We start from the raw sequence: 24,968 nt of genomic DNA, 5'->3' as shown, positions 1-24,968 counted from the left end.
GTACGTGTCCCTCAGTTAAACCAATGTTCCCGTGCTTTCATGATCAGCGCCTTGGCTTCCTCATCCGCCACGCMGGCCAGCTCGACCAGTTCGTCCACAGCCAGTTCGGCCAGGTCGTCACGCGTGTGGATATTGCCTTCGGCCAGCTTGCCGATCAGCTCGGGGGTCAGGCCGTCGAGCGAGCGCAGATCCTGCGACACCTCTTCCACCTTTTCTTCCCGGGCCAGTTCCATCGTCAGCAGCGCATCGCGTGCGCGGTTGCGCAGCTCAGTGACGGTGTCCTCATCGAAGGCCTCAATTTCCATCATTTCACTGATGGGCACGTAGGCAACTTCTTCCAGCGTGGAGAACCCTTCCTCGATCAGGATGTCCGCCACTTCCTCGTCCACGTCCAGCTTGGCCATGAACAGCTTGCGTACCACTTCGCTTTCCTCGGCCTGCTTCTGCGCCGATTCTTCCTGCGTCATGATGTTGATCTGCCAGCCGGTCAGTTCGGACGCCAGGCGTACGTTCTGGCCGCTGCGGCCGATGGCGACGGCGAGGTTTTCCTCGTCCACCACCACATCCATGCAATGCTTTTCCTCGTCCACGACGATGGACTGCACCTGCGCCGGCGCCAGTGCGCCGATCACGAACTGCGCCGGGTCTTCCGACCACAGCACGATATCCACGGCCTCGCCGCCGATCTCGTTGCGCACAGCCGTCACGCGGGTACCGCGCACGCCCACGCAAGTGCCGATCGGGTCGATGCGCTTGTCATGGGCCACCACGGCGATCTTGGCGCGCACGCCGGGGTCGCGGGCGGCCGCCTTGATCTCGAGCAGGCCCTGTTCCATCTCCGGCACTTCGTTCTCGAACAGCTTGATCAGGAACTCGGGTGCCGTACGCGACAGTTCGATCTGCGGGCCGCGCGCGGCGCGATCCACATTGAGGATATACGCCCGTACGCGGTCACCGGTACGGAGATTTTCCTTCGGAATGATCTGGTCGCGGGCCAGCAGCGCTTCCACGCGGCCGGACTCCACGATCAGACCCTTCTTGTCGGCACGCTTGACCGTGCCGGTCATGACCTTTTCGCCACGATCCAGGTAATCGTTCAGGATCTGCTCGCGCTCGGCGTCGCGGATCCGCTGCAAAATCACCTGCTTGGCCGCCTGGGCGCCAATCCGGCCGAATTCCACGGACTCGATCTGCTCTTCGACAAACTCCTCGAGCTCGATCTCCGGATCCTGATCGCGGGCTTCGAACAGCAGGATCTGCTTGTCCGGCTCCTGCAGGCCCTGCTCGTCGGGGACGACAAGCCAGCGGCGGAACGTTTCGTGCTCACCGGATTCGCGGTCGATGGCGACGCGGATATCCACGTCTTCCTCGAAGCGTTTCTTGGTGGCCGAAGCGAGTGCTGCTTCGAGCGCACCGAATACCACATCCTTGTCGACGTTCTTTTCACGCGCAAGCGCATCGACGAGCAACAGAACTTCGCGGCTCATTGCTTGTTCCCTTTTCTTTGATTTCCCTTGAAGTCGATCACTGGCACGAGCCGTGCCTTGTCGACGTCGGATATGGCGAATTCCAGCAGTGCCGGGCCGTCGCGTCCTTCGAATTCCAGGCCGATTTTCTCGGCTCCGTCATCGCCAGTGGGTGCCTGGATGATGCCGACGAAATTCTTCTGGCCATTCACCGGGAGGCGCAGCGTGATTCTGGCCTCGACGCCGGCAAAACGGACGTAATCGGCCAGCTTCTTCAGCGGCCGGTCCAGACCGGGCGAGGACACCTCGAGGCGCTCGTAGTCGACATTTTCGACCGTAAGCACATGGGTAAGCTGGCGGCTTACTTTCTCGCAATCCTCAATGACGATGCCGGTTTCAGGCTGATCGATATAGACACGCAGCAGTCCGACGGGGGCACGCTCAAGCTCAACCAACTCGTAGCCCATGCCGTTAAGGGTGGTTTCGATCAAATCTGCCAGATGCACTGTATTCCCGAATAGTGGCCTTCAACACCATGGCAGACACCGGACAACGACTTCCGTTCTGAAACTAGGTCCTGAAACGAGGTTCTGGAACGAACCGCTGCCTTGCCTGCCCCGTCATCCCCGGCGCCGGCGTGGCGCAGTCGCGGCCACAAGCACAAAACGGGCGAACCAAAAAAAAATGGGCGCAATGCCCATCATTCGCCCACCCTCGCTAAGGATGACACTTTTGAATAGACTTGGATTATACGCGGATTATGTCCAAAAGGCAAAAGCCGGACAGGATCCGCGGGCAGCGTGCGGCCAGGGCGAGCCCCGGCCGGCATGCCGCCTGCCTGGGTTAGCGGTGACCGCCACCCCCCTGGTTGCCGCCACGACCGCGCGGACGACGCGGGCCGCTGGCATTGCCGCCGCCCTTGGCTGCCTTCGGCATCACATTGCCGTTGGCCTCGCCACCACCGCCGCGACGCTGCTGGCCGCGCTGGCCACCCATGCCTCCGCCKCCCAGGCCACCACCGCCGCCAAGGCCGCCGCGATTGCCACCGCGCCCACCGGCACCGCCGCCACGCAGGCCGCCGGCCGCGCCACCACTGAACTTGGTGGTATGCGACGTCAGCGGCGCCGGGCCGGTCGGGATGTAACCCATCGAGGTCTGCATCGGATCGGGCTGGCCACCACGGCCGGCACCGCCGCCGTTACCGCGCGCGCCTCCCTTTTCGTAGCGCGGCAGGCCGTCCATGCCGGTGTGCATCGGCATGCCCGCAATGGCCGCCTCGGTACGCGCCTTGCGGCCGCCCACCTTGGTGGCACCCTTGCCGCCCTGCTCGCCCTTCGCCGGCGCTTTCAGGCCGATATTGGCCATCAGCGCGCGCACGTCGGTCGGGTCCAGCTCTTGCCAGCGGCCACGCTTGAGGCCGCGCGGCAGCAGGAACTGGCCGTAGCGCGTACGGATCAGGCGCGACACGGTCAGGCCAACGGCCTCGAACATGCGGCGCACCTCGCGATTACGGCCTTCGGTCAGCGCCACGTGATACCACTGGTTCACGCCTTCGCCACCGCCATCAGCGATGCGCAGGAAGTTCGCTTCGCCATCGTCCAATTGGATACCGTGCAGCAGCGCCTGGCGGTCGGCCTCGGCCAGCTCGCCCAGCGTGCGCACCGCGTATTCGCGCTCCACGCCGTAGCGCGGGTGCATGAAGCGGTTGGCGATATCGCCCGAGGTCGTGAAGATCAGCAAGCCTTCGGTATTGAAGTCGAGACGACCCACCGCCACCCACTTGCCGGCCTTGATGCGCGGCAGGCTGTCGAACACGGTCGGACGGCCTTCCGGATCGCTCTGGCTCACGATTTCGCCGGACGGCTTGTGATACAGCAGCACGCGCGGTGGCTTGCTCGACACCTTGCGATGGATCAGCTTGCCGTTCACGCGCACCTGGTCGGTCGGCAAGATCCGCTGGCCGATGTGGGCCGGCAGACCGTTAACCGAGACACGACCCTCGAGGATCAGCTGTTCCATTTCGCGGCGTGAGCCGAGGCCGCCTTCGGCCAGCACCTTGTGCAGCTTGGGCGCGTCATCGTCGGCGGACAGTTCGCGCACCGGCTTGGCCTTGGTGCGCGGCAGCGCCATCTCTTCCTGATCGAATTGTTCCGAGATCACGAATTTGAAGACGTCCTCGGCACCGCCAGCAGGCTTGCCGGCCTTCGCGCCGCGAGCCGGCTTGTCACCGGCGCGCTGCTCGAATTTTTCCGAAGGCTTGCCGCCTGCGGCGCCCGCCTGCCCCTTGCGCTGACCCTGGCCGCCTTGGCCACCCTGACCGCCTTGGCCGCGCTTGTCGCGCCGGCCCGGCTGCTGGGCTGCCGGCTTGTTGTCGCCATCGACCAGCGCAGCCTTGCGCTGGGGCTGCTGGCGGCGCTTGCGCACGCCGGCACCCTGTGGCTGCGCAGGCTGGCCGTCGGCGTCACTCGCCTCGGCGCGCGGTTCGCGGACGTCACGGGCATCACGATCGGCTGCCGGCTTGCGGCGGCCACGGGCGCGCGGCTCGCGACCGGCCGGTGCGGCGGCGTCGGGCTGCGGCGCGTCGGCTTGCGCCGGTGCGGCGGCATCGCCCTCGGCACGGCCACCCTCGCGGTCCTGTGCGGACTGGCGGCGCGACGCCACCAGATTGCGCAGGCCACGGCGCAGGCCCTTGCGGCGCGGCGCGCCGTCGGTGCCATTGCCCGCGTCGGGCGCAGCGCCGGTATCGCCCGGCGCGTCCGGTTGCCGGACGTCTTGCTCAGCGGAATCAGACAAAGTATTCACTATCGATGTTGCGTGTTATTCAGTTGGACACGCGTTCGTCGTCCTCAGCAGGATGCGGCGCGTTGCCGTCCCGGACCGAATCGTCGGCCGCTTCCGGGGAGGAAGCAGCTGTGTCCACGTGGAAACCGTTGGCGTGGGCCAGCGGCGCGTCGTCGTCATGCCCGCCATCGGCGGACCACTGCGCAACGCTGTTGTCTTGCGGGTGCGGCGTGTCGTTCTGTTCGGTATCGGCGCCGTGGGCTTCCGTCTCCACCGGCTCCGCATGGTCGCTCTCCGCCGCGGCCACGACTTCCGCTTCCACCGCATCGGTAGCGGTCTCGGCGGCCTGGGGCTCGGCAAAGGTCTCTTCATCGCCAGCCGGCGGGTTGGCCGTGGCAACTTCTTCAAAATCTATCGCCTGCTGGTCCAGCAGGGCTGCCTGGACCTGGGCCTGGGCATCCTCGAGCGGCGGCAGCTCATCCAGCGTGCGCAGCCCCAGATCGTCCAGAAACGCCTTGGTCGTGGCATAGAGCGCGGGACGGCCCGGTACGTCGCGATGCCCGATCACCTCGATCCAGCTGCGGTCCTMGAGCTTCTTGACCACGTCGGTGCTGACCGTCACGCCGCGAATTTCCTCGATATCGCCGCGCGTCACGGGCTGGCGATAGGCGATGATGGCCAGCGTCTCCATCACCGCGCGCGAATACTTGGGCGGCTTTTCCGGGTTGAGCCGGTCGAGGAACTCGCGCATCTCGGGCCGGCTCTGGAAACGCCAACCGCTGGCCAGGGCCACGAGTTCCACACCGCGTTGCTGCCAGTCCTGTCGCAATTCGTCCAACAGGGCGCGGATGGTGTCGGCGCCGACATCGTCGGCGAAAAGACGGCGGAGATCGTTGACGCGCAGGGGCTCCTGCGCACAAATCAGCGCGGTCTCGAGGACGATCTTCGCCTCTTGGGTATTCATGTGATTGTGTGCAGCCTGTCTTTGCACCTGCTCCCGGACGAATCCCGGAGCACTGGAGATTTCGGATACAGCGGTACCGATGCCACCGCCATCTCATTGCGCAGCCAACTCGCAGCCTGTCGCAGCCCAKGCAGCCAAGCGGTGCACTTCGTTCTTTTGCATCGATTTGCCGGGTCGTTCCGGCAGGAGATCGTCCGCATCCGGCTGGCTTCGCCGGGAGTCGAACCTCTTGCGTCGCGCTCTCGCCTTTACCCTCGCAGGCGGAACCCTTCCCCTTGGAGCGGACATTCGCCAGGACAATCAGATTGCCAAGGCGGCAAGAAAAAACGGATATCGGCCCGGACAAGCTTCGTCCTGCGCCTGCACCACCACTCCACAAGGCCGACCGGCCTTTTAAACCAGATCTTTTGAACCGGATGCACTGTGGGGACGGATCCGGCAAGCCAATGCTGCCTCGGACCCATGGACACGCATCCCAGATCAGGGATGCCGGCCCGGCGACGCCAGGGAATTACGTGGCGCGATACCGTGGTTCTCGCGATTGTATGGCATTCCCGCCCCCCTCCGCAACCCGCCCGCCGCCCGGCGTGGCGAATGGCACGAACCGGGGCGGCCTGTCCGCCGCCCGGAATCGTCCTAGAACACCACGCAGAACCCATGCGCAGCCAGCGTCTCCGGGAGCCAGACCGCCCGCGCCACGCCCACGATGCCGAAGCCGATGATCAGCACGCCCGCCACGGTCCGGACCGCCGGCCGGCGCGACACATGGCGCACATAGCCCGACAACCCCGAAATCACCAGTAGGTTTGGCAGCGTTCCCAACCCAAAGGCGAACAGGACCAGCGCGCCCGACGCCGCATTGCCGGCCAGCAACGCCATTGCGAGTGCCCCATAGACCATCCCGCACGGCACGATCCCCCAGGCGAGTCCCAGACCGAAGCGCCGCAGCAGCGGCGCATGCCGGGCCAGGCCGGCAGGCAGCCTGATACCGAGCGCGCCCATGCGACCCACCACCCCTTGGGCCATGCGCACCGCGAACGCCTCCAGGCGCGTCGCACGCATGGTGCGCCCACGCAACAGCCAGAAGCCCGACATCACCAGCATCGCTCCGCCTGCGCCATAGAGCCATCGCTGCACAGGCAGATAGTCCTGCTTCCATACGGTGGCGCCGACGGCACCCACCACCGCCCCCAGCAACKCGTAGGTGGTCAGGCGGCCGGCGTGCATCGCCAGCAATTCCACGAGCCAGCCGCGCGGCGAGCGATGGATCGTCACCGGCACGCGCACCGCCGCGCGCTGCTCGGCCGCCATCGCAATGCCGCCACACATCGCAGCACAGTGGACGCCACCAAACAACGCAACGATAAAAACGCTGAAAAGCACACCAAATGGCAACGGTCCCTCGCTTCCGCGTCACTTCACGCGGTAAAATTGATCTGTCGCGCCCTCGCTGCAATGCGCATCACCAAGAGCCCTCAATTGCTTACCTCCATACCCGTCACCGAGATCTCGCCCCGCTGCTCTACGTGCGGGATGGGCCAGCTTTGTCTGCCGGTAGGCATGTCGCACCAGGACCTCCTGAAGATGGACACGCTCGTGCAGGAACGCGTGCGCGTGCACAAGGGCGAAACGCTTTACCGCATGGGCGATCCGCTCACCGCCGTCTATGCCGTGCGTTTCGGCACGCTCAAGACGCACGTGACGCTCGAAGACGGCCGCTCGCAGATCACCGGCTTCCATCTGCCCGGCGAGATGGTCGGTATGGATGGCCTCGGCGAAATGCAGCATGCTTCCGATGCCACGGCCCTCGAGGATGCCGAAGTCTGCGTCGTACGCTTCAACGACTTGCAGGCGCTCTCGTCTGACCTGCCCTCGCTGCAAACCCAGTTCCTGCGCTTGATGAGCAAGGAGATTTCGCAGGACCAGGTGATGCTGATGACGTTGGGTTCGATGCGGGCCGAGGAGCGGCTTGCCGCGTTCCTCGTCAATCTTTCCGATCGCCTGTCGGCGCGTGGCTACTCGTCGAGCGAGTTCGTATTGCGCATGAGTCGCGAGGAGATCGGCAGTTATCTTGGCCTGAAACTCGAAACCGTCAGCCGCCTGTTCTCTCGTTTTGCCGAGGCGGGCCTGATCCAGATCCGCCAGCGCCACGTCAAGCTCATCGACATGGCCGGCATCAAGCAGATCTACAACCGCTCCTGCTAAGGCCGGCTCGCCGGCGCCGGTGCACTCGCTACTCGAGTTCATCGGTATCGCTGAGCGGCGTTGGCATGGTGTAGAGCGTCAGGCCGCTCGACAAGGCGCAGAACAGCCACGCCAGCAGGAATCCCACGGTATAGATCGCCTCACGCGACGCGTCGACCGGATGACCGAAGAAGCTCAGGTCACTGGGATCGACAATCGAGAACACCGTTGCCGTGGCCACGCCGCCCATCAGGAACGCTGGCCACATCACCCACATCAGCCAGCGTAGTCTCATGGCCGCCTCGCCGTGTCATTGACATGGGCGTCGGCACGCACGGCGGACCCATCCAGCTTCTCCACCACCAGCCCATGCCGCGCGGCATCGCGCACCGGCACGTCGGCGTGGGTATTGGCGAGCCAGATCGTCACACCACAGCCGATCATCGCCAGCAGCGGTCCGCTCATCAGCAGCCACGGCCACGGTTCCTTCCACCACGGCTTGACTTGTTGCGCTGTCATTGCCTACTCCTTGCGTCGAATATTTCCTGAATGACCTGTCCTACAGGCCGCGCGGCACGATGAAACTGGTCGCTTCCTGGATCTGCGCGCGTCCGCGTGCGTCGTCCATACCCTCCCCCGTGACCGTGATACGGATCTTGTGCGTGCCCTGCGGCGCGTGGTCGATCGGGATACGGATCCGCACCGGCAACAGCCGGTTCGACGTAGGCGCCAGCGTTTCTGCCGACTTGTCATACTCGATGGTCAACCCTTGCAGCTCCGCGCTCGTCGCCTGTACCCGGACGCGCATCGGCGTCTCGGTCGTATTGATCAGTTGCAGCCGGTACACGTTCTCGATCCAGCGACCTTCGACCTCGCGGCCCAACGCGCCACGGTCGCGGATGACATCGACCTTGAGCGGCGTGCGCATCGCCAGCGACCCGATGAAGCCCCCCACCAGCGCCGACCAGATCACCGCGTAGACAATCGTCCGCGTGCGGAACAAGCGCTTGCGCGCGGCGACTGCCGACAGGCCCTTGCGCATCGCGTTCTCAGAGGTGTAGCGGATCAGGCCACGCGGATAGGCCATCTTGTCCATGACCTGGTTACAGGCGTCGATGCAGGCACCGCAGCCAATACACTCGTATTGCAATCCGTCACGGATGTCGATCCCGGTCGGGCAGACCTGCACGCAGATGCTGCAATTGACGCAATCGCCAATGCCGGCGGTGTGCCGGTCCGTCTTGCGCGAGCGGCTGCCGCGCGGCTCGCCACGGCCTACGTCATAGGTCACCACGAAGGTATCGCGGTCGACCATCACGCTCTGGAAACGCGCATATGGGCACATGTACTTGCACACCTGCTCGCGCATGAAGCCGGCGTTGCCCCAGGTGGCGAAGGCATAGAACAGCATCCAGAACGACTGCCACGGCCCCAGCGAGAGGTCGATCACCTGCCCGCCCAGCTCGCGGATCGGCGAGAAATAGCCGACGAACGTGAAGCCGGTCCACAGGGCGATCACCACCCAGAGCGTGTGCTTGGTCGCCTTGAGCCGCAGCTTGCGCAGGCTCCACGGGTCGCCGTCCAGCCGGATGCGGGCGATGCGATCGCCTTCCACGCGTCGCTCGATCCACATGAAGATTTCTGTGTAGACGGTCTGTGGACACGCGTAGCCACAGAACAGCCGGCCCGCGATGGCGGTGAACAGGAACAGGGCGAGCGCCGAGATGACAAGCAGGACCGCGAGGTAGATCACGTCCTGCGGCCACAGCACGAGGCCGAAGATATAGAACTTGCGCGCGCCGAGGTCAAACAGCACCGCCTGGCGGTCGTTCCATTGCAGCCACGGGGCGCCGTAGTAGACCAGCTGGGTGAGGATGACGAGCCAGACGCGCCAGCTCGAGAAGGCGCCCGTGACCGAGCGCGGATAGATCTTGCGCCGGACCTCGTAGAGTGTTTCTTCCGAAGATTCAGCCGATTGGGCAGATTGCCCGGATCGCGGCGTGGCAGCCGGGCGCCATGGCGGGCTGTCGTCGGGCCGTGAGGGCTCCGACGTAGCGGGGTCGTCCGCTACGGGCTGTGCAGCATTGGGGGGCGCGTTCATCTTGTGTTCCTCGCGCCCCGGCAGGCGGCTGGCCGCCCTGCCCGGGGGCTGTTGATCATTGTCCGGCCGCTCCTGTATTGGAGAGACCCCACACGTAGGCGGTCAGCATGCGGATGCGCTCGGGCGTCAGGATTTCCTCATGCGCGGGCATGTGCCCGTTATGACCCTTCTGGATCGCCTCGACGATGGCATTTTCCGAACTGCCGTAGAGCCAGACGCTGTCCGACAGGTTCGGCGCGCCGAGCGCCTGGTTGCCCTTGCCGCTGGCCCCATGGCAGGCCGCACACGTGGTCTTGAAGGTGCCCTCGCCCCGCGACGCGCGGATCGGGTCAGACGCCAGGCCCGACAGCGAGCGCACATACTGGGCCGTGTCCCCGGCGAGCTTGGCGTCGATGACGCCCGCAAACGGCGGCATCATGCCGTTGCGACCCTTGGTGATCGTCTGACGGATCGTTTCGGGGTCGCCGCCATAGAGCCAGTCGTTGTCGGCCAGGTTCGGAAAGCCGCGGCTGCCGCGCGCGTCGGAGCCATGGCACTGCGCGCAGTAGTTCAGGAACAGGCGCTGGCCAATTTCACGGGCGTCGGGATCGGCGGCGACCTTCGTCACGTCCATCGACATGTACTTCCCGTAGATCTCGTTCTGCATCTTCTCGGCAGCCTGTCGATGCGCCGCCAGTTCGCCCTGCGAGGAGAACCCCAGCACGCCGGCGTAGGAACCCAGGCCCGGATACAGCACCAGGTAGCACACGCTGAAGATGCAGGCCAGCAGGAACATCCACATCCACCAGCGCGGCAGCGGGTTGTTCAACTCGCGCAGGTCACCATCCCAGACATGGCCGGTATCCTCGGTCGCACCCTGGCTTTTTGGCGCCCGGCGCTGCGAGAACAGCAGCCACACGCACCACGCGATGCCGACCAGCGAGATGGCCGTAATGTAGTAACTCCAGTAATCGGAAAAGAAATCGCTCATGACTGTGGGTTCCGGCTTGTCGTTATCGTGGTCTCGTCGGGCAACGCGAAGGGCAGCATGGCTGACTCCTCGTTGGCGGCCTGGCGCCGCGACGACCAGGCCCACCAGCAGATGGCGAGGAAGGCCAGCATCGACAGCACGGTGGCAGCGGAGGTCAGGATGGCCATGGCGGTTACTCCTTCGGTGCCGCGGCCGCCGTGGCGGCGTCCAGGCGCACGTTGCGGCGGTTCAGGCCGAGGCCTTGCAGGTAGGCCACCATCGCGTCCTCTTCGGTMTTGCCGGCGAGTTCCTCAGGGGCATGGGCGATTTGCTCCTCGGTGTACGGCACACCCAACCGCTTCAGGGCGCGCATCCGGCCCTGGATATCGCCCGTCGGCAGCGCGGTCTTCTCGAGCCACGGATACGACGGCATCACCGATTCCGGCACCACATCGCGCGGATTGCGCAGGTGGATGCGCTGCCAGTCATCCGAATACCGGCCGCCCACGCGGGCGAGGTCTGGACCGGTACGCTTGGAACCCCACAGGAACGGATGGTCATACACCGACTCGCCGGCCGTCGAGAAATGGCCATAGCGCTCCGTCTCGGCCTGCAGCGTGCGCACCTGCTGCGAATGGCAGCCGACGCAGCCTTCGCGGATATAGATATCGCGGCCCATCAGGCGCAGCGGCGTGTAGGGCACGATGCCCGCGTCGGGCTTGGTCGTGGAATGCTGGAAGAACAGCGGCACGATCTGCACCAGACCCGCAATGCTCACCACGATGATCGTGGCGATGATCAGCCAGCCAACGTTCTTTTCCAGTGTTTCGTGGGTGAAGAATCCTTGTTTTTGTGACATCTCAGCAATCCTCGGCGGTCAGTGTGCGGGAGCCTGGGCGGAAGCCGGCAGGCTGGCCGGGATCGGCGCGTMCGTGGCCGTCTTGCCGGCGATCGTGCGCACCACGTTGTAGGCCATGACCAGCATGCCGGTCAGGAAACACAGGCCACCGAGCAGGCGGATCAGGTAGAACGGATACTTCGCCTTGACCGCTTCGACGAACGCGTAGGTCAGCGTGCCGTCCGGCTGCGTGGCGCGCCACATCAGCCCTTCCATCACGCCGGCGATCCACATCGAGGCGATGTAGAGCACCACGCCGATCGTCGCGATCCAGAAGTGCCACTCGATCAGCTTGACGCTGAACATCTCCTTTTGCCCGAACAGCCGTGGAATCAGGTAGTACAGCGAGCCGATCGAGATCATCGCGACCCAGCCGAGCGCGCCCGAGTGGACATGGCCGATCGTCCAGTCCGTGTAGTGCGACAGCGCATTCACGGTCTTGATGGACATCATCGATCCTTCAAACGTGGCCATGCCGTAGAACGACAGCGCAACCACCATGAACTTGAGGATCGGGTCCGTGCGAAGCTTGTGCCAGGCGCCGGACATGGTCATGATCCCGTTGATCATCCCGCCCCAGGACGGCGCGAGCAGGATCAGCGAAAACGCCATGCCGAGCGACTGCGCCCAGTCCGGCAGCGCGGTGTATTGCAGATGGTGGGGGCCGGCCCACATATAGGTGAAGTTCAGCGCCCAGAAGTGGACGATGGAGAGCCGGTACGAGTAGATCGGCCGTCCGGCCTGCTTCGGGATGAAGTAGTACATCATCCCGAGGAAGCTGGTGGTCAGGAAGAAGCCCACGGCGTTATGGCCGTACCACCACTGGATCATCGCGTCCTGCACGCCCGCATAGGCGGAATACGACTTCCACATCGACGCCGGCATCTCGATGTTGTTCACGATATGCAGGATGGCGATGGTCAGGATGTACGCGCCGAAGAACCAGTTGGCCACGTAGATATGGCGCGTCTTGCGCTTGATGATGGTGCCGAAGAACACCACCGCGTAGGCGACCCAGACCAGCGTAATCAGGATGTCGATTGGCCATTCGAGTTCCGCATATTCCTTGGAAGTCGTGATGCCGAGCGGTAGCGTGATGGCAGCCGCCACGATGACGATCTGCCAGCCCCAGAACGTGAACGCTGCCAGCGGCCCGCAGAACAGGCGCGCCTGGCAGGTGCGCTGCACCACGTAGTACGACGTGGCGAACAGCGCGCTGCCGCCGAAGGCGAAGATCACCGCGTTGGTGTGCAGCGGACGCAGGCGCCCGAAGGACAGCCACGGGGTATTGAAATTGAGATCTGGCCAGATCAGTTGCGCCGCCAGCAGAACGCCGACGGCCATGCCGACGATCCCCCAAACCACGGTCATCACGGCAAACTGCCGTACGACGCCGTAGTTAAAGGTGTCGACGCGTGGAGACGCGGTAGAGACATCCATTCAGACCCCCAAATACAGAAGTAAAGATCGTTTAACCCTAGTGTTGGTGTGACTTTAGAAAGTCGCCGCCGCCCGCGCGTTGATCCCGGTCAAGTCGCTATTCAACGAAGGGAACTGTTGCTGCCGCGCGCCACTCGGCCTCGTAAAAAGCTTGCAATTCATGGCTTGTCGTTATCGAGCAGGATGGCTTCGCCGGGTCGGTCGAGGTCGTCGTACTGGCCCGCGTTGAGCGCCCACCAGAGCGCGCCAGCTATCAGCGCCACGAGCACCAGGCTCATTGGCACGAGCAGGTAAAGGGTTTCCATGGTCAGCGCTCCTTGTTCGGTGCACGCAGCAGGCGCCAGGCATTGGCCACCACAAGCAGCGACGACACGGACATGCCGATGCCTGCCATCCAGGCCGTGACCAGCCCTGTGGCGGCCAGCGGAATGGCCACAATGTTGTAGAAGAAGGCCCAGCCGAGGTTCTGCCGCACCACGCGGCGCGTACGGCGCGCGGCGGCGATGGTGTTGGCAATCTCGGCCACGCCGCCATGCGTGAGGACCGCGTCGGCGCCTGCCTGGGCCAGCGGTGCGCCGCTCCCGATTGCGATGGAGACCTGTGCCTGGGCCAGCACCGGCGCGTCATTGATGCCGTCGCCCACGGCCAGCACCACAGCGCCCTGCTCTTGCAGCGCGGCCACATAGGCGCGTTTGCCTTCGGGCGTCACGGCGCCATGGGCGGTTTCCATGCCGAAATGGTCGGCCCACCAGCGCACCGCTTCGACGTTGTCGCCAGAAATCAGATGAGTACGAATGCCAAGCAGGTCGAGCGCGTCGATCAGCGCCGGCGTCTGCGGGCGTGCAATATCGGACAGGAAAAACCGTGCCAGCAGGCCCTCGGCAGCGCCCAACCAGACCTCGGTAGCGCMGCGATGGGCGTTGCCAGAGGCGCCGATGGCMGCGTCATCGCCGACCCAGACGCCCGCCTCCAGCGCCAACGCCGCCGCGAAGTCGCGCCGGCCAAGCCGCACGCGCCGCCCGTCGACACAGGCTTCGACTCCCTGCCCCGGCACATTGCACAGATCGTCCACCGAGGGCTGCTCCCGCCCGGTCGATGGTGCGCGGGCATCGAGGAACGCCCGGGCTATCGGATGCTCGCCGCCCTGCTCCATCGCCGCGGCAATCGCCAGGCAGATGTCCGCTTCGAGGCGGCCTGTGGCTTCGGTCAGTACCACCGCGAAGCGCCCCTCGGTCAGCGTGCCGGTCTTGTCGAGCACGATGTCGGTGACGCGCGCGAGGGTTTCGATGGCGTGAGACCGCGTCAGCAGCACCCCGCGCCGCGACAGTGCCGCACCGGCGGCCGCCAGCGCCGCAGGCGTAGCCAGCGACAGCGCGCAGGGACAGCTCACCACGAGCACCGCCACCGTCACCAACAACGCGCGCGACGGATCGATCCAGACGGCCCAGACGATACCGGTGACCGCCGCCATCCCAAGCAGCGCGCCGACAAACCAGCCTGCGACGCGGTCGGCCAGCATCGCCAGTCGTGGCTTTTCCGCAAGGGCACGGTCCAGCACCGCCACGATCTCGGCCAGCCGCGTATTGGCGCCGATGCGCCCGACGCGCACCTCGAGCGGGCTGGCCGTGTTGAAACACCCGGCGAGTACCGCATCGCCGATACCCCGCCGCACCGGTCGTGCCTCGCCGGTCAGCATCGATTCGTCGAGTTCGCTGATGCCAGCCAGCACCACGCCGTCCACGGGCATGATTTCACCGGCCTTGACCCGGATACGGTCGCCCGCGCCGAGGCGGGCCACCGGCACGCGCTCGGCGGTGCCGCCCTCCGTCAGGCGCTCGCAGGTGGCCGGAAGCTGACGCGCGAGCATCTCGGCGCCGCTTCGGGACGCCTGACGCACGCGCAGTTCCAGATAGCGGGCCAGCAGCAGGAAGGCCACGAACATCGTCACGGAATCGAAGTAGACCTCACCCACGCCGCGCACCGTGGCGGCTGCGCTGGCCAGAAAGCCGGCGGCCACGCCGATGGCCACGGGCACGTCCATGCCCATCGCGCGCTGGCGCAGGCTGCGCCAGGCGCCGGTGAAAATCGGGGAGGCAGAATAAAAGACGACCGGAAGCGTCAGCGCGAAGCTGGCCCAGCGCATCAGTTGCAACTGGCCAGCATCGATCGTGGCTTCATGGGTGTAGATCGGCCACGCGTACATCATGACCTGCATCATGCCGAGCATCGCCACGGCCATCCGCATCAGCAGCCCGCGCCGTTCGCGGCGGTCCTGGCGGTCGCTGCGGGACGCCTCGAATGGCCACGCCATATAGCCGATGTCCGCTAGGGCGCCGAGCAAGGCTGACACGGTTTGTTGCGATTCCCGCCAGCGCACCACCACGCGGCGCGTTGCCACGTTGGCCACCGCCAGTTCCACACCCGGCAGCTGGCCCAGGCGCTGCTCGATCAGCCACGCGCAGGCAGCGCAGCGGATACCTTCCGGCGCCAGAGTGACCTCAGCCTTGTCATCGCCTAGCGGGCGGACGAACTGCTGGCGCAGCTCGGGCGTGTCGTAGGCAGCCCAGACCGGCTCGGCTTCCCGGCGCGCGGCGTCGTCGATAGGACGCGCGAAGCGAGAGGTATCGCCATACAGATGGCCGAAACCGGCCGCGTGGAGCATCTGCGCCAGCGTCTGGCAGCCGCCGCAGCAGAAACTGCGCGCGCTGCCTTCGACATCGGCAATGAATACCGGCTCCGGTGACGTCAGCGGCTGGCCGCAGTGAAAGCAATGGCCGTCTACGTGCGTGGAAGTCGATGGGGATGGCGAAGCGCCCGCCATCGTGGGGGCCGCAGGCGTCGCGGGAATCGCGCGCCGGGCGGCGGATGGGGGCGGCAAGGTCGTCGTTGTCGCTGGCAGCACCCCAAGGGGGCCGCCGGCTGGTGCGAGCGATGGGGTAGGTAGGGACGGGGACGGCATGGCGCGCTTTTAATACCCACGGATAGTAGGTAGCACGCACACCATACGCCTTGATGCAGATCAAATAGGTCGGATTCGTACCAGTCCGACAACAGCTTCCAGCCCGCTCAGGTCAGCGAGGTATCCATGGTCCGTCGCTCGGACTCCAGGTACTCCCGTGACTGCATTTCGATGATCCGCGACACCGTGCGATGGAACTCGCCAGCCATCTGCCCTTCGGTATACAACTCGTCGGCAGGCACCTCGGCGGACATCAGCAGCTTGACCTTGTGGTCGTAGAACACGTCGATCAGCCAGGTGAAGCGGCGCGCCTCCGACGACATCCGCGGCGTCATCTTCGGCACATCCGACAGGATCACCGTATGGAACTGCGACGCCAGCTCCAGATAGTCGTTTTGCGAGCGCGGGCCGCCGCAGAGCGTGGCGAAGTCGAACCAGACCACACCGTTCGCCTTACGCAGCGCCTTGAGTTCACGGTGCTCGATATGGAGGATCGGCGATTCGTCGGCCGTGCCGGCGATACCCACGAAGGCATCGCGCAGCGCCGCGCTGGCCTCGCGGTTCAGCGGCGTGTGGTACGCCTCGACCTGCTCCAGGGCGCGCTTGCGGTAGTCGATACCCGCGTCCACGTTGAGCACGTCGAGCTTCTCCTGGAGGAGGTCGATCGCGGGCAGCACGCGTTCGCGGTGCAAGCCGTCCGGGTACAGCAGGTCCGGGCGATAGTTCGACGTCATCACGAATTGCACGCCATTCGCGAACATCTGGTCCAGCAGGCGGTGCAGCATCATGGCGTCCGCCACGTCGCTGACGTGGAATTCGTCGAAGCAGATCAGCCGGTATTTGCGCGCGATGCGCTTGGCCAGTTCGTCGAGGGGGTCGGGCCGACCTCGCAATTCCTCCAACTGGCGATGCACTTCGCGCATGAACTCGTGGAAATGGAGCCGCGTCTTCCGCACCACGGGCACGCAAGAGTAGAAGCTGTCCATCAGGAACGACTTGCCGCGCCCCACTCCACCCCACAGGTAGACGCCCTTGGGCACATCGGGGTGCACCAGAAGCTTCTTCAGCGCGTTGTTGCGCCGGTTCTTGTAGGCCACCCATTCGTCGTAGCACTGCTGCAGCCGTGCCACGGCGCGCAGTTGCGCCTCGTCCGACTGGTAGCCGCGCTGTTGCAGTTCTTTCTCGTAAAACTCGGTGACGTTCATGCTGGGTTCACGCTGGGGGCGTCCGGCGCAAGATGCGCGGGCGCTGCAAGTGAAAACGGCGCGCCGCTGGTTGCGGCGCGCCGGTGCTCACGCAATGGCAGGCATCAGCCTTACATGTTGAGCTGGCGCTTGTCCACGGCCAGCGCGGCTTCGCGCATGACTTCGGACATCGACGGGTGCGGATGGCAGACGCGACCGATATCCTCGCTGGCGGCCTTGAACTCCATCGCCACGACGGCTTCGGCGATCAGGTCCGACGCGTTGGCGGCCACGATGTGCACGCCCAGGATCTCGTCGGTCTTGGCATCGGCCAGCATCTTGACGAAGCCGTCCGAGGCGCCCATGCCCAGCGCACGGCCGTTGGCCATGAACGGGAACTGGCCCGATTTGTACTGGCGGCCTTCGGCCTTCAGCTGCTGCTCGGTCTTGCCGACCCACGCGATTTCCGGGAAGGTGTAGATCACCCAAGGAACCGTGTTGAAGTCGATGTGCGGCTTCTGGCCGACGATGCGCTCGGCCACGGCCACGCCTTCGTCTTCCGCCTTATGGGCGAGCATCGGACCACGCACCACGTCGCCGATGGCCCACAGGCCMGGCACCTTGGTCTGGCAGTGGTCGTCCACCTCGATGAAGCCGCGCGCGTCCGCGCCCAGGCCCACCGCTTCCAGGTTCAGGTTGTCGGTGTTCGGCACGCGGCCGACGGACACGATCAGGCGATCCACTTCCAGCGTCTGGGCCTTGCCGTCCTTGTCGTCATAGCTGACGGTGACGCTGTCCTTGCCGGTCTTGACCTCGTTGACCTTCACGCCGAGGCTGAACTGCAGGCCCTGCTTGGTCAGCAGCTTCTGCGCTTCCTTGGCCACGCCTTCATCGGCAGCGCCCAGGAACGCAGGCAGCGCTTCCAGCACGGTCACTTCGGCACCCAGGCGGCGCCACACCGAGCCCAGTTCCAGGCCGATCACGCCGGCGCCAATCACGCCCAGTTTCTTCGGCACGGTCGGGAACTTCAGCGCGCCCTCGTTATCGCTGACGAGGTTGTTGTCCACGGTGATGCCCGGCAGGTGACGGGCCTTCGAACCGGTAGCGATAATGACCTGCTTCGCGGTCACGACCTCACCGGCCACTTCCACCTGGAAGCCTTCGGCAGCCTTGCCGGCGAACTTGCCGTAGCCCTTGAGCAGCGTCACCTTGTTCTTGCGGAACAGGAACTCGATGCCCTTGGTCATCTTGCCGACGATGTCGTCCTTGCGCTTGAGCATCTTGGGCACGTCCACCTTGACGTCACCCACGGTGATGCCGTGGTCGGCTAGGTGGTGCGAGGCGTTCTCGAACTCTTCCGAGGAAGCCAGCAATGCCTTGGAGGGGATGCAGCCCACGTTCAGGCAGGTGCCGCCCAGGCGCGGCTCGCCCTTGGGGTCGTCATAGGCGTTGCCTTCGCAGCAGGCCACGTTCAGGCCCAGCTGGGCTGCGCGGATGGCGGCGATATAGCCGCCGGGGCCGGCGCCGATCACCAGCACGTCGAATTGTTTGCTCATGGAGTTTCCTTCTGGACGGCCTGCTCCCACGCGCCCGATTCAACGGGCGGCGGGGAGCGGGTGTCCTTCAATTCAGAGGGAGGAGACGGACGCTTACAGGTCCAGCAGCAGGCGGGCCGGATCTTCCAGCGCTTCCTTCATCGCCACCAGGCCCAGCACAGCCTCGCGACCATCGATGATCCGGTGGTCGTAGGACATGGCCAGGTAGTTCATCGGGCGAATCACGATCTGGCCGTCTTCCACCACGGCACGATCCTTGGTGGCGTGCACGCCCAGGATGGCCGATTGCGGCGGGTTGATAATCGGCGTCGACAGCATCGAACCGAACGTACCGCCGTTCGAGATCGAGAACGTGCCGCCCGTCAGTTCTTCCAGCGACAGCTTGCCGTCACGGGCCTTGGCGCCGAACTCGGCGATCTTCTTCTCGATGTCGGCCAGGCTCATCTGGTCGGCGTTGCGCAGGATCGGCACCACCAGGCCACGCGGCGAACCCACCGCGATACCGATGTCGAAGTAGCCGTGGTAGACGATATCGTTGCCATCCACCGAGGCGTTGATGATCGGGTACTTCTTCAGGGCGTGCACGGCAGCCTTGACGAAGAACGACATGAAGCCCAGCTTCACGCCGTGCTCCTTCTCKAAGCGGTCCTTGTACTTGTTGCGCAGGTCCATCACCGGCTTCATGTTCACTTCGTTGAACGTAGTGAGGATGGCGTTGGTGGACTGCGACTGCACCAGGCGCTCGGCGATACGGGCGCGCAGGCGGCTCATCGGCACGCGCTCTTCCGGGCGGTCGCCCAGCGCGGCGAAGTCCACCTGGGCGGACACTTGCTGCAGGGCCGGCTTGGCCGGAGCCGGTGCCGGGGCGGCCTTGGCGGCCGGTGCGGGCGCCGAGCCGGCGGCCAGCACGTCACCCTTGGTGATGCGGCCATCCTTGCCAGTGCCGGCAACCTGACCGGCGGACAGGCCGCCTTCGGCCATCAGCTTGGCAGCCGACGGCATGGCGATGCCGCTGGCGCCGGTGGCGGCAGCGGGAGCCGGGGCGGCGGCGGCAGGTGCAGCGGCCGGAGCCGGGGCGGCGGCAGCCGGAGCGGCGGCGCCAGCGGTGGCTTCGGTATCAATCTTGGCGATCAGTTCATCGGCCACGACGGTATCGCCGTCGTTCTTGATGATCTGCGACAGCACGCCGGCGGCGGGCGCCGGCACTTCCAGCACGACCTTGTCGGTCTCGATCTCGATCAGGATCTCGTCCTGGGCAACAGCTTCGCCCGGCTTCTTCTTCCAGTTCAGCATGGTCGCTTCGGCGACCGATTCAGACAGTTGCGGAACCTTGACGTCAACAATAGCCATGGTGAGAAATTTTCCTCGATGTATGCGTGTATGTTCAAACAGGCCGAAGCCCGGCGCGCACCACTGCGCGCCGGGCCGGCCGTCTTATTACTTGGTCAGCACAAAGCCCTTGAGCTTGGAGAACGCAGCGTCCAGCAGCGCCTTCTGTTGCTCGTTGTGCTTTGCGTAGTAGCCCACCGCCGGCGAAGCCGAGGCAGGACGACCGGCATAACCGAGCTTCTGGCCTTCCGTCATGTTTTCCATGATGTAGTGCTGCACGAAGAACCAGGCACCCTGGTTCTGCGGCTCGTCCTGGCACCACAGGATTTCGGTCACGCCCGGGTACTTCTTGAGCTCGGCGGCCACAGCCTTGTGCGGGAACGGGTACAGCTGTTCCAGGCGGATGATCGCCGTGTCGGTGGCACCACGCTCCTTGCGGGTGTTGACCAGGTCGTAGTAGACCTTGCCCGAGCACATGATCACGCGCTTGACCTTGCTGGCGTTCAGTTCTTCGTGATCGGGGATGACCGTCTCGAAGTGACCCTTGGCCAGGTCGGACAGCGGCGACACCGCATCCTTGTTACGCAGCAGCGACTTCGGCGTCATGATCACCAGCGGCTTGCGGAACAGCCGGATCATCTGGCGACGCAGCAGGTGGAAGATCTGTGCCGGCGTGGTCGGCTGCACAACCTGAATGTTGTGGTCTGCGCAGAGCTGCAGGAAACGCTCGATACGGGCCGAGCTGTGTTCCGGACCCTGGCCCTCATAGCCGTGCGGCAGCATCATCGTCAGGCCCGAGGCGCGGCCCCACTTCACTTCACCCGACGAGATGAACTGGTCGATCACCACCTGGGCGCCATTCACGAAGTCGCCGAACTGGGCTTCCCAGATCACCAGCGCATTCGGTTCCGCAGTCGAGTAGCCGTATTCGAAGCCGAGCACGGCTTCTTCGGACAGCACCGAGTCGATCACGGTGAACGGGGCCTGATTCTCGGACACGTTCTGCAGCGGCACGTAGCTGCCGGCATCCCAGCGCTCGCGACCCTGGTCGTGCAGTACCGAGTGACGGTGCGTGAAGGTGCCACGGCCAGCATCCTGGCCGGTGATACGCACCGGGTAGCCCGAGGCCACCAGCGATGCGAACGCCAGGTGCTCGCCCATGCCCCAGTCCAGAGGCTGGTCGCCACGGCCCATGTTGGCGCGGTCCTTGATGACCTTTTCCACCAGCGGGTGCAGCTTCAGGTGCTCGGGGATGGTCGTGATCCGCTCGGCCAGGCGCTTCAGCTCGGTCACCGGCACGGCGGTGTCGGCTGCGTCGGTCCACTTGCGGTTCAGGAACGGCATCCAGTCCACGGCGAACTTGTTCTTGAAGTTCGACAGGACCGGGTCCACCGTGTGCTTGCCCGCGTCCATCGCGGCACGGTATTCCTTGACCAGCTGGTCGCCAAAGTCGGCGGGCACCAGGTTCTGCGCGGCCAGCTTGTCGGCGTACAGCTTGCGCGTGCCCGGGTGTTGCGAGATCTTCTTGTACATCAGCGGCTGCGTTACAGCCGGCGTGTCCTGCTCGTTGTGGCCCAGCTTCCGGAAGCAGATGATGTCAACCACGACATCCTTCTTGAATTCCATGCGGAAGTCGGTGGCCAGTTGCATGGCGTACACCACGGCTTCGGGATCGTCGCCGTTCACGTGCAGCACCGGAGCCTCGATCATCTTGACCACGTCCGTGCAGTACAGCGTGGAACGCGCGTCGCGCGGGTCAGACGTCGTGAAGCCGATCTGGTTGTTGATGACGATGTGCATGGTGCCGCCCGTGCCGTAGCCGCGGGTCTGCGCCAGGTTCAGCGTCTCCATGACCACGCCCTGGCCAGCGAAGGCGGCGTCGCCGTGCACCTGCACCGGCAGCACTTCCTTGTGGCCGGCTTCGCCACGGCGTTCCTGGCGGGCCTTCGACGAACCCTCGACCACCGGGTTGACGATTTCCAGGTGCGACGGGTTGAACGCGAGCGACAGGTGAACCGGGCCGCCTTCGGTCGAGACATCGCTCGAGAAGCCCTTGTGGTACTTGACGTCGCCGGCGGGCAGGTCATCGACGTGCTTGCCTTCGAATTCGGCGAACAGGTCGGCCGGCATCTTGCCCAGCGTATTGACCAGCACGTTCAGACGGCCACGGTGGGCCATGCCGATCACGATTTCCTGCACACCCTTCGAACCGGAGTGCTGGATCAGCTCGTCCATCGCGGCGATAAAGCTCTCGCCGCCTTCGAGCGAGAAGCGCTTCTGGCCGACGTACTTCGTGTGGAGGAAGCGCTCAAGGCCCTCGGACGCGGTCAGGCGGTCCAGGATGTGCTTCTTCTTTTCCAGCGTGAACACGGGCTTGGAACGCGTGGTTTCCAGGCGCTCCTGCCACCAGCGCTTCTGCGCCTGGTCGCTCACGTACATGAACTCGGCGCCGATGGTGCCGCAGTAGGTCTCACGGAGGTTGTTGAGCAACTCGCGCAGGCTCATCGATTCCTTGCCGAAATACGTGTTGCTGGCATTGAAGACGATGTCGAGGTCGGCCTCGGAGAAACCGTAGAACGCCGGATCCAGATCAGGCAGGGGCGGACGCTCCTGGCGCTTCAGCGGATCGAGGTCGGCCCAGTGGGTACCGATGTTGCGGTAGGCAGCGATCAGCTGGGTCGCAGCAACGCGCTTGCGGCCCATGTCGGAATCGGCCGAGGCAACGATGGTCTTGATGGGGCCCTGCTTGGCGCGCTCGGCGAACGAGGCAACGATCGGTGCGTGGGGGATATCGCGGGAGTTGGACCCATCCACAGCCGGGACATTCTGCATCGCGTCGAAATACGCGCGCCAGTTGTCGGGAACCGAGCTGGGATTCTGGAGATAGGCCTCGTACAGCTCTTCCACATAGGGGGCGTTGCCGCCGAAGAGGTACGAATTGCTCTGATACTGCTGCATCATGGGGCGCTCACTATTCTCCGGGAATGCCGGAGTTAAGCGGGTTCATCAACCTTCCGCGACACGGCTTGACCGGTTAGCGGATTGCAAACAACTCTTGGGAGCCAGACAGCGCTACCTTGAACGAACGGCACCGCGAAGGTGCCGTCTGTCTGGGGTCTCACCGACAGCCCGAAAGGGCAAGTTGTGCGGGGAAGGACCTTAGTCTTCACTCGCAAAAGCATAGCACGTTTGCCCAACGACAGTGGGGACTTTTCGTGATGCAAAATCATGACCGTTGCCGCCACACATCGGTGCTACGCCATCAGGCGGCCGGCTCGATCCGATCGACCGCGTCCGTGATCAGTCCGTCCAGCCCCCAAGACAATAGCTCGGCGGCCCGGGACGCGTCGTTCACCGTGTAGCACAACACTTGAAAACCGTCCGCATGGGCGCGGGCGATGACGGCCGCGTCCAGCTCGCGATGGTTGGCGTCCAAGGCTACGCAGCCCAGCCGGCGCAGGCGTTCGGGCCAGTCGGCGGGCAGCTTGTCGAGCAGTAGCGCGCGCGGCAGGCCGGGCGCCACCTGGCGGGCGGCGTCGAGCGCCTCCTCGGAAAACGACGAAAGCAGCGGCGGCACGTCGGCGCCCTGCCAGAGCGAAAGCGCATCAATCGCCACTGCTGCGCCGGTCCGCCATTCCGTGCCAGGCACCGGCTTGATCTCGATATTGACGTGGAAGCCATTGGCGCGCGTGTAGCGGGCGATCGTCGCCAGGGTCGGCACCGGTTCGCCGGCATAGGCCGGGCTATGCCAGCTTCCGGCGTCCAGCGCGGCCAGTTCGCCCAGCGTCATAGCGTCGACGCGGCCCTTGCCGGACGTGGTGCGGTCCAGCGTGGCATCGTGCATCAGCACCGGCTTGCCGTCGGCCGACAACTTCACGTCGAACTCGAACATCCGGTAGCCGAACGACGCCCCATGCCGGAACGCGGCCAGCGTGTTCTCGGGTGCGAGCTTGCCGGCACCCCGGTGCGCGATATGGCGCGGATACGGCCAGTTGGCTGCATCGACCACAGGAAACGTGACGATTGACGCACTCATGCCAGTGCCTCGATACGCTTGCCCGACGTCGCGTCGAAGAAGTGCAGATGATCAGCCGAAGCCGTGATCGGCAGACGGTCACCGGCACGCACTGGCATGTGGCTGTCCAGCCGGACCACGATCAACTGGCCGCCCAGCGAACCATAGGCGAATGAATCGGCGCCGAGCGCCTCGACCACGCGCACATCGACATGCGCGATGGCGTCGTGGGCCGCGCACGGCTCGATATGCTCGGGGCGCAGCCCCATCAACGCCTGCTCGGGCAGGTGCAGGCCCATCGGCAGATGGCCGAGCGTGGCCGGCGCACCCTGCCCTTCGCCGGCACCATTCGCCTTCGGCACCACGCGCATCTGCGCCTCGCCCTGGGCGGCGTTGGTACGCACCACGGGCACGAGGTTCATCGGCGGCGAGCCGATAAAGCCGGCCACGAAGGTGCTGGCCGGACGCGAGTAGACCTCGAGCGGCGTACCGATCTGCTCCACCCGGCCTCCGTTCAGCACCATCATGCGGTCGGCCAGCGTCATGGCCTCGACCTGATCATGGGTGACGTACAGGCTGGTGGTGCCCAGGCGGCGATGCAGGTCCTTCAGCTCGAGCCGCATCTGCACGCGCAGCTTGGCATCGAGGTTGGACAGCGGCTCGTCGAACAGGAACACGGCCGGCTCGCGCACGATGGCGCGCCCCATCGCCACGCGCTGGCGCTGACCGCCCGAGAGCGCGCGCGGCTTGCGTTCGAGCAGCGCGCCCAGCTCCAGGATGCCCGCCGCGTGCTTCACGCGCTGGTCGATCTCGGCCTTGGACATGCCGCGAATCCGCAGGCCGTAGGCCATGTTGTCGTACACGGTCATGTGCGGGTAGAGCGCGTAGTTCTGGAACACCATCGCGATGTCGCGCTCGGCCGGCTCGAAGTCGTTGACTACCTTGTCGCCAATATGGATCTCGCCGCCGGTAACGGTTTCCAGCCCGGCGACCATGCGCAGCAGCGTGGACTTGCCGCAGCCCGAGGGGCCGACGATGACGATGAACTCGCCGTCGGCGATTTCCATGTCGATGCCGTGCACGACCTGCGTGCCGCCGGCGTAGGTTTTCTGAACGTTGCGAAGTGACAGTTTTGCCATGGC

General features: G+C 65.1%; 21 protein-coding genes. 1 reads left to right on the top strand and 20 read right to left on the bottom strand.

Annotated features, from left to right (window positions below; all coding sequences use genetic code 11):
* Nucleotides 1–11: 11 nt before the first annotated feature.
* From nusA to AC1EJR_RS11020, 5 genes are all read right to left on the bottom strand, one after another.
* The gene (nusA, locus tag AC1EJR_RS11040; RefSeq protein WP_477147058.1) at nt 12–1,487 is read right to left on the bottom strand and encodes a transcription termination factor NusA; all 1,476 of its coding nucleotides are present in this window, start codon (nt 1,485–1,487) and stop codon (nt 12–14) included.
* Entirely contained in the window at nt 1,484–1,972 is a 489-nt protein-coding gene (gene rimP / locus AC1EJR_RS11035) for a ribosome maturation factor RimP (protein ID WP_092289595.1), read from the bottom strand. The genes nusA and rimP overlap by 4 nt, the downstream gene beginning before the upstream one ends.
* A gap of 337 nt (nt 1,973–2,309) precedes the next feature.
* Nucleotides 2,310–4,259, bottom strand: coding sequence for a 23S rRNA pseudouridine(2605) synthase RluB (rluB, locus tag AC1EJR_RS11030; RefSeq protein WP_092289597.1), 1,950 nt, complete (start codon nt 4,257–4,259; stop codon nt 2,310–2,312).
* Nucleotides 4,260–4,287: 28 nt separating this feature from the next.
* Nucleotides 4,288–5,211, bottom strand: coding sequence for an SMC-Scp complex subunit ScpB (scpB, locus tag AC1EJR_RS11025; RefSeq protein WP_477147057.1), 924 nt, complete (start codon nt 5,209–5,211; stop codon nt 4,288–4,290).
* Nucleotides 5,212–5,847: 636 nt separating this feature from the next.
* Complete coding sequence (locus tag AC1EJR_RS11020) at nt 5,848–6,606, bottom strand: sulfite exporter TauE/SafE family protein (protein WP_477147056.1); 759 nt, start codon at nt 6,604–6,606, stop codon at nt 5,848–5,850.
* Between the two features lie 84 nt (nt 6,607–6,690).
* Here AC1EJR_RS11020 and fnr point away from each other — a divergent pair, with 84 nt between their 5' ends.
* Entirely contained in the window at nt 6,691–7,416 is a 726-nt protein-coding gene (gene fnr, locus AC1EJR_RS11015) for a fumarate/nitrate reduction transcriptional regulator Fnr (RefSeq protein ID WP_092290819.1), read from the top strand.
* A gap of 28 nt (nt 7,417–7,444) precedes the next feature.
* Here the strand turns inward: fnr and AC1EJR_RS11010 are convergent, their stop codons facing one another.
* The 15 genes from AC1EJR_RS11010 to AC1EJR_RS10940 form a co-directional block, all read right to left on the bottom strand.
* Nucleotides 7,445–7,690 carry a hypothetical protein gene (locus AC1EJR_RS11010; RefSeq protein WP_092289602.1) on the bottom strand — a complete coding sequence of 82 codons (246 nt, stop codon included), beginning with the start codon at nt 7,688–7,690 and terminating at the stop codon, nt 7,445–7,447.
* Nucleotides 7,687–7,914, bottom strand: coding sequence for a hypothetical protein (locus AC1EJR_RS11005; RefSeq protein WP_092289604.1), 228 nt, complete (start codon nt 7,912–7,914; stop codon nt 7,687–7,689). The genes AC1EJR_RS11010 and AC1EJR_RS11005 overlap by 4 nt, the downstream gene beginning before the upstream one ends.
* A 40-nt stretch (nt 7,915–7,954) precedes the next feature.
* Nucleotides 7,955–9,496: a cytochrome c oxidase accessory protein CcoG gene (gene ccoG, locus AC1EJR_RS11000; protein WP_477113334.1), complete on the bottom strand. Its 1,542-nt coding sequence runs from the start codon at nt 9,494–9,496 to the stop codon at nt 7,955–7,957.
* A gap of 55 nt (nt 9,497–9,551) precedes the next feature.
* Nucleotides 9,552–10,466: a cytochrome-c oxidase, cbb3-type subunit III gene (ccoP, locus tag AC1EJR_RS10995; RefSeq protein ID WP_092289608.1), complete on the bottom strand. Its 915-nt coding sequence runs from the start codon at nt 10,464–10,466 to the stop codon at nt 9,552–9,554.
* A complete protein-coding gene (locus AC1EJR_RS10990; RefSeq protein WP_092289610.1) occupies nt 10,463–10,633 on the bottom strand; it encodes a cbb3-type cytochrome oxidase subunit 3 in 171 nt (56 codons plus the stop codon). The genes ccoP and AC1EJR_RS10990 overlap by 4 nt, the downstream gene beginning before the upstream one ends.
* Before the next feature lie 5 nt (nt 10,634–10,638).
* The gene (ccoO, locus tag AC1EJR_RS10985) at nt 10,639–11,304 is read right to left on the bottom strand and encodes a cytochrome-c oxidase, cbb3-type subunit II (protein ID WP_477147055.1); all 666 of its coding nucleotides are present in this window, start codon (nt 11,302–11,304) and stop codon (nt 10,639–10,641) included.
* Nucleotides 11,305–11,322: 18 nt separating this feature from the next.
* On the bottom strand, nt 11,323–12,783 hold the full coding sequence (ccoN, locus tag AC1EJR_RS10980) for a cytochrome-c oxidase, cbb3-type subunit I (RefSeq protein ID WP_477147054.1): 1,461 nt from the start codon (nt 12,781–12,783) through the stop codon (nt 11,323–11,325).
* 158 nt (nt 12,784–12,941) lie between these two features.
* Nucleotides 12,942–13,088, bottom strand: coding sequence for a cbb3-type cytochrome oxidase assembly protein CcoS (gene ccoS / locus AC1EJR_RS10975; protein ID WP_092289615.1), 147 nt, complete (start codon nt 13,086–13,088; stop codon nt 12,942–12,944).
* 2 nt (nt 13,089–13,090) lie between these two features.
* Entirely contained in the window at nt 13,091–15,604 is a 2,514-nt protein-coding gene (locus AC1EJR_RS10970; RefSeq protein WP_477147053.1) for a heavy metal translocating P-type ATPase, read from the bottom strand.
* Nucleotides 15,605–15,849: 245 nt separating this feature from the next.
* Nucleotides 15,850–16,947, bottom strand: a complete 1,098-nt coding sequence (gene zapE / locus AC1EJR_RS10965; protein WP_441593555.1) for a cell division protein ZapE — start codon at nt 16,945–16,947, stop codon at nt 15,850–15,852.
* A gap of 110 nt (nt 16,948–17,057) precedes the next feature.
* Nucleotides 17,058–18,482, bottom strand: a complete 1,425-nt coding sequence (lpdA, locus tag AC1EJR_RS10960) for a dihydrolipoyl dehydrogenase (protein ID WP_092289621.1) — start codon at nt 18,480–18,482, stop codon at nt 17,058–17,060.
* 93 nt (nt 18,483–18,575) lie between these two features.
* A complete protein-coding gene (gene odhB / locus AC1EJR_RS10955) occupies nt 18,576–19,832 on the bottom strand; it encodes a 2-oxoglutarate dehydrogenase complex dihydrolipoyllysine-residue succinyltransferase (RefSeq protein WP_477147052.1) in 1,257 nt (418 codons plus the stop codon).
* An 87-nt stretch (nt 19,833–19,919) separates the two neighbouring features.
* Nucleotides 19,920–22,772: a 2-oxoglutarate dehydrogenase E1 component gene (locus AC1EJR_RS10950; RefSeq protein ID WP_092289626.1), complete on the bottom strand. Its 2,853-nt coding sequence runs from the start codon at nt 22,770–22,772 to the stop codon at nt 19,920–19,922.
* 301 nt (nt 22,773–23,073) lie between these two features.
* Complete coding sequence (ugpQ, locus tag AC1EJR_RS10945) at nt 23,074–23,847, bottom strand: glycerophosphodiester phosphodiesterase (protein ID WP_092289628.1); 774 nt, start codon at nt 23,845–23,847, stop codon at nt 23,074–23,076.
* The gene (locus AC1EJR_RS10940) at nt 23,844–24,965 is read right to left on the bottom strand and encodes a sn-glycerol-3-phosphate import ATP-binding protein UgpC (protein ID WP_092289630.1); all 1,122 of its coding nucleotides are present in this window, start codon (nt 24,963–24,965) and stop codon (nt 23,844–23,846) included. The genes ugpQ and AC1EJR_RS10940 overlap by 4 nt, the downstream gene beginning before the upstream one ends.
* Between the last annotated feature and the right edge of the window lie 3 nt (nt 24,966–24,968).

The organism is Cupriavidus sp. 05T42 (assembly GCF_056396345.1).
This window is presented reverse-complemented; position numbering and strand designations above follow the sequence as displayed.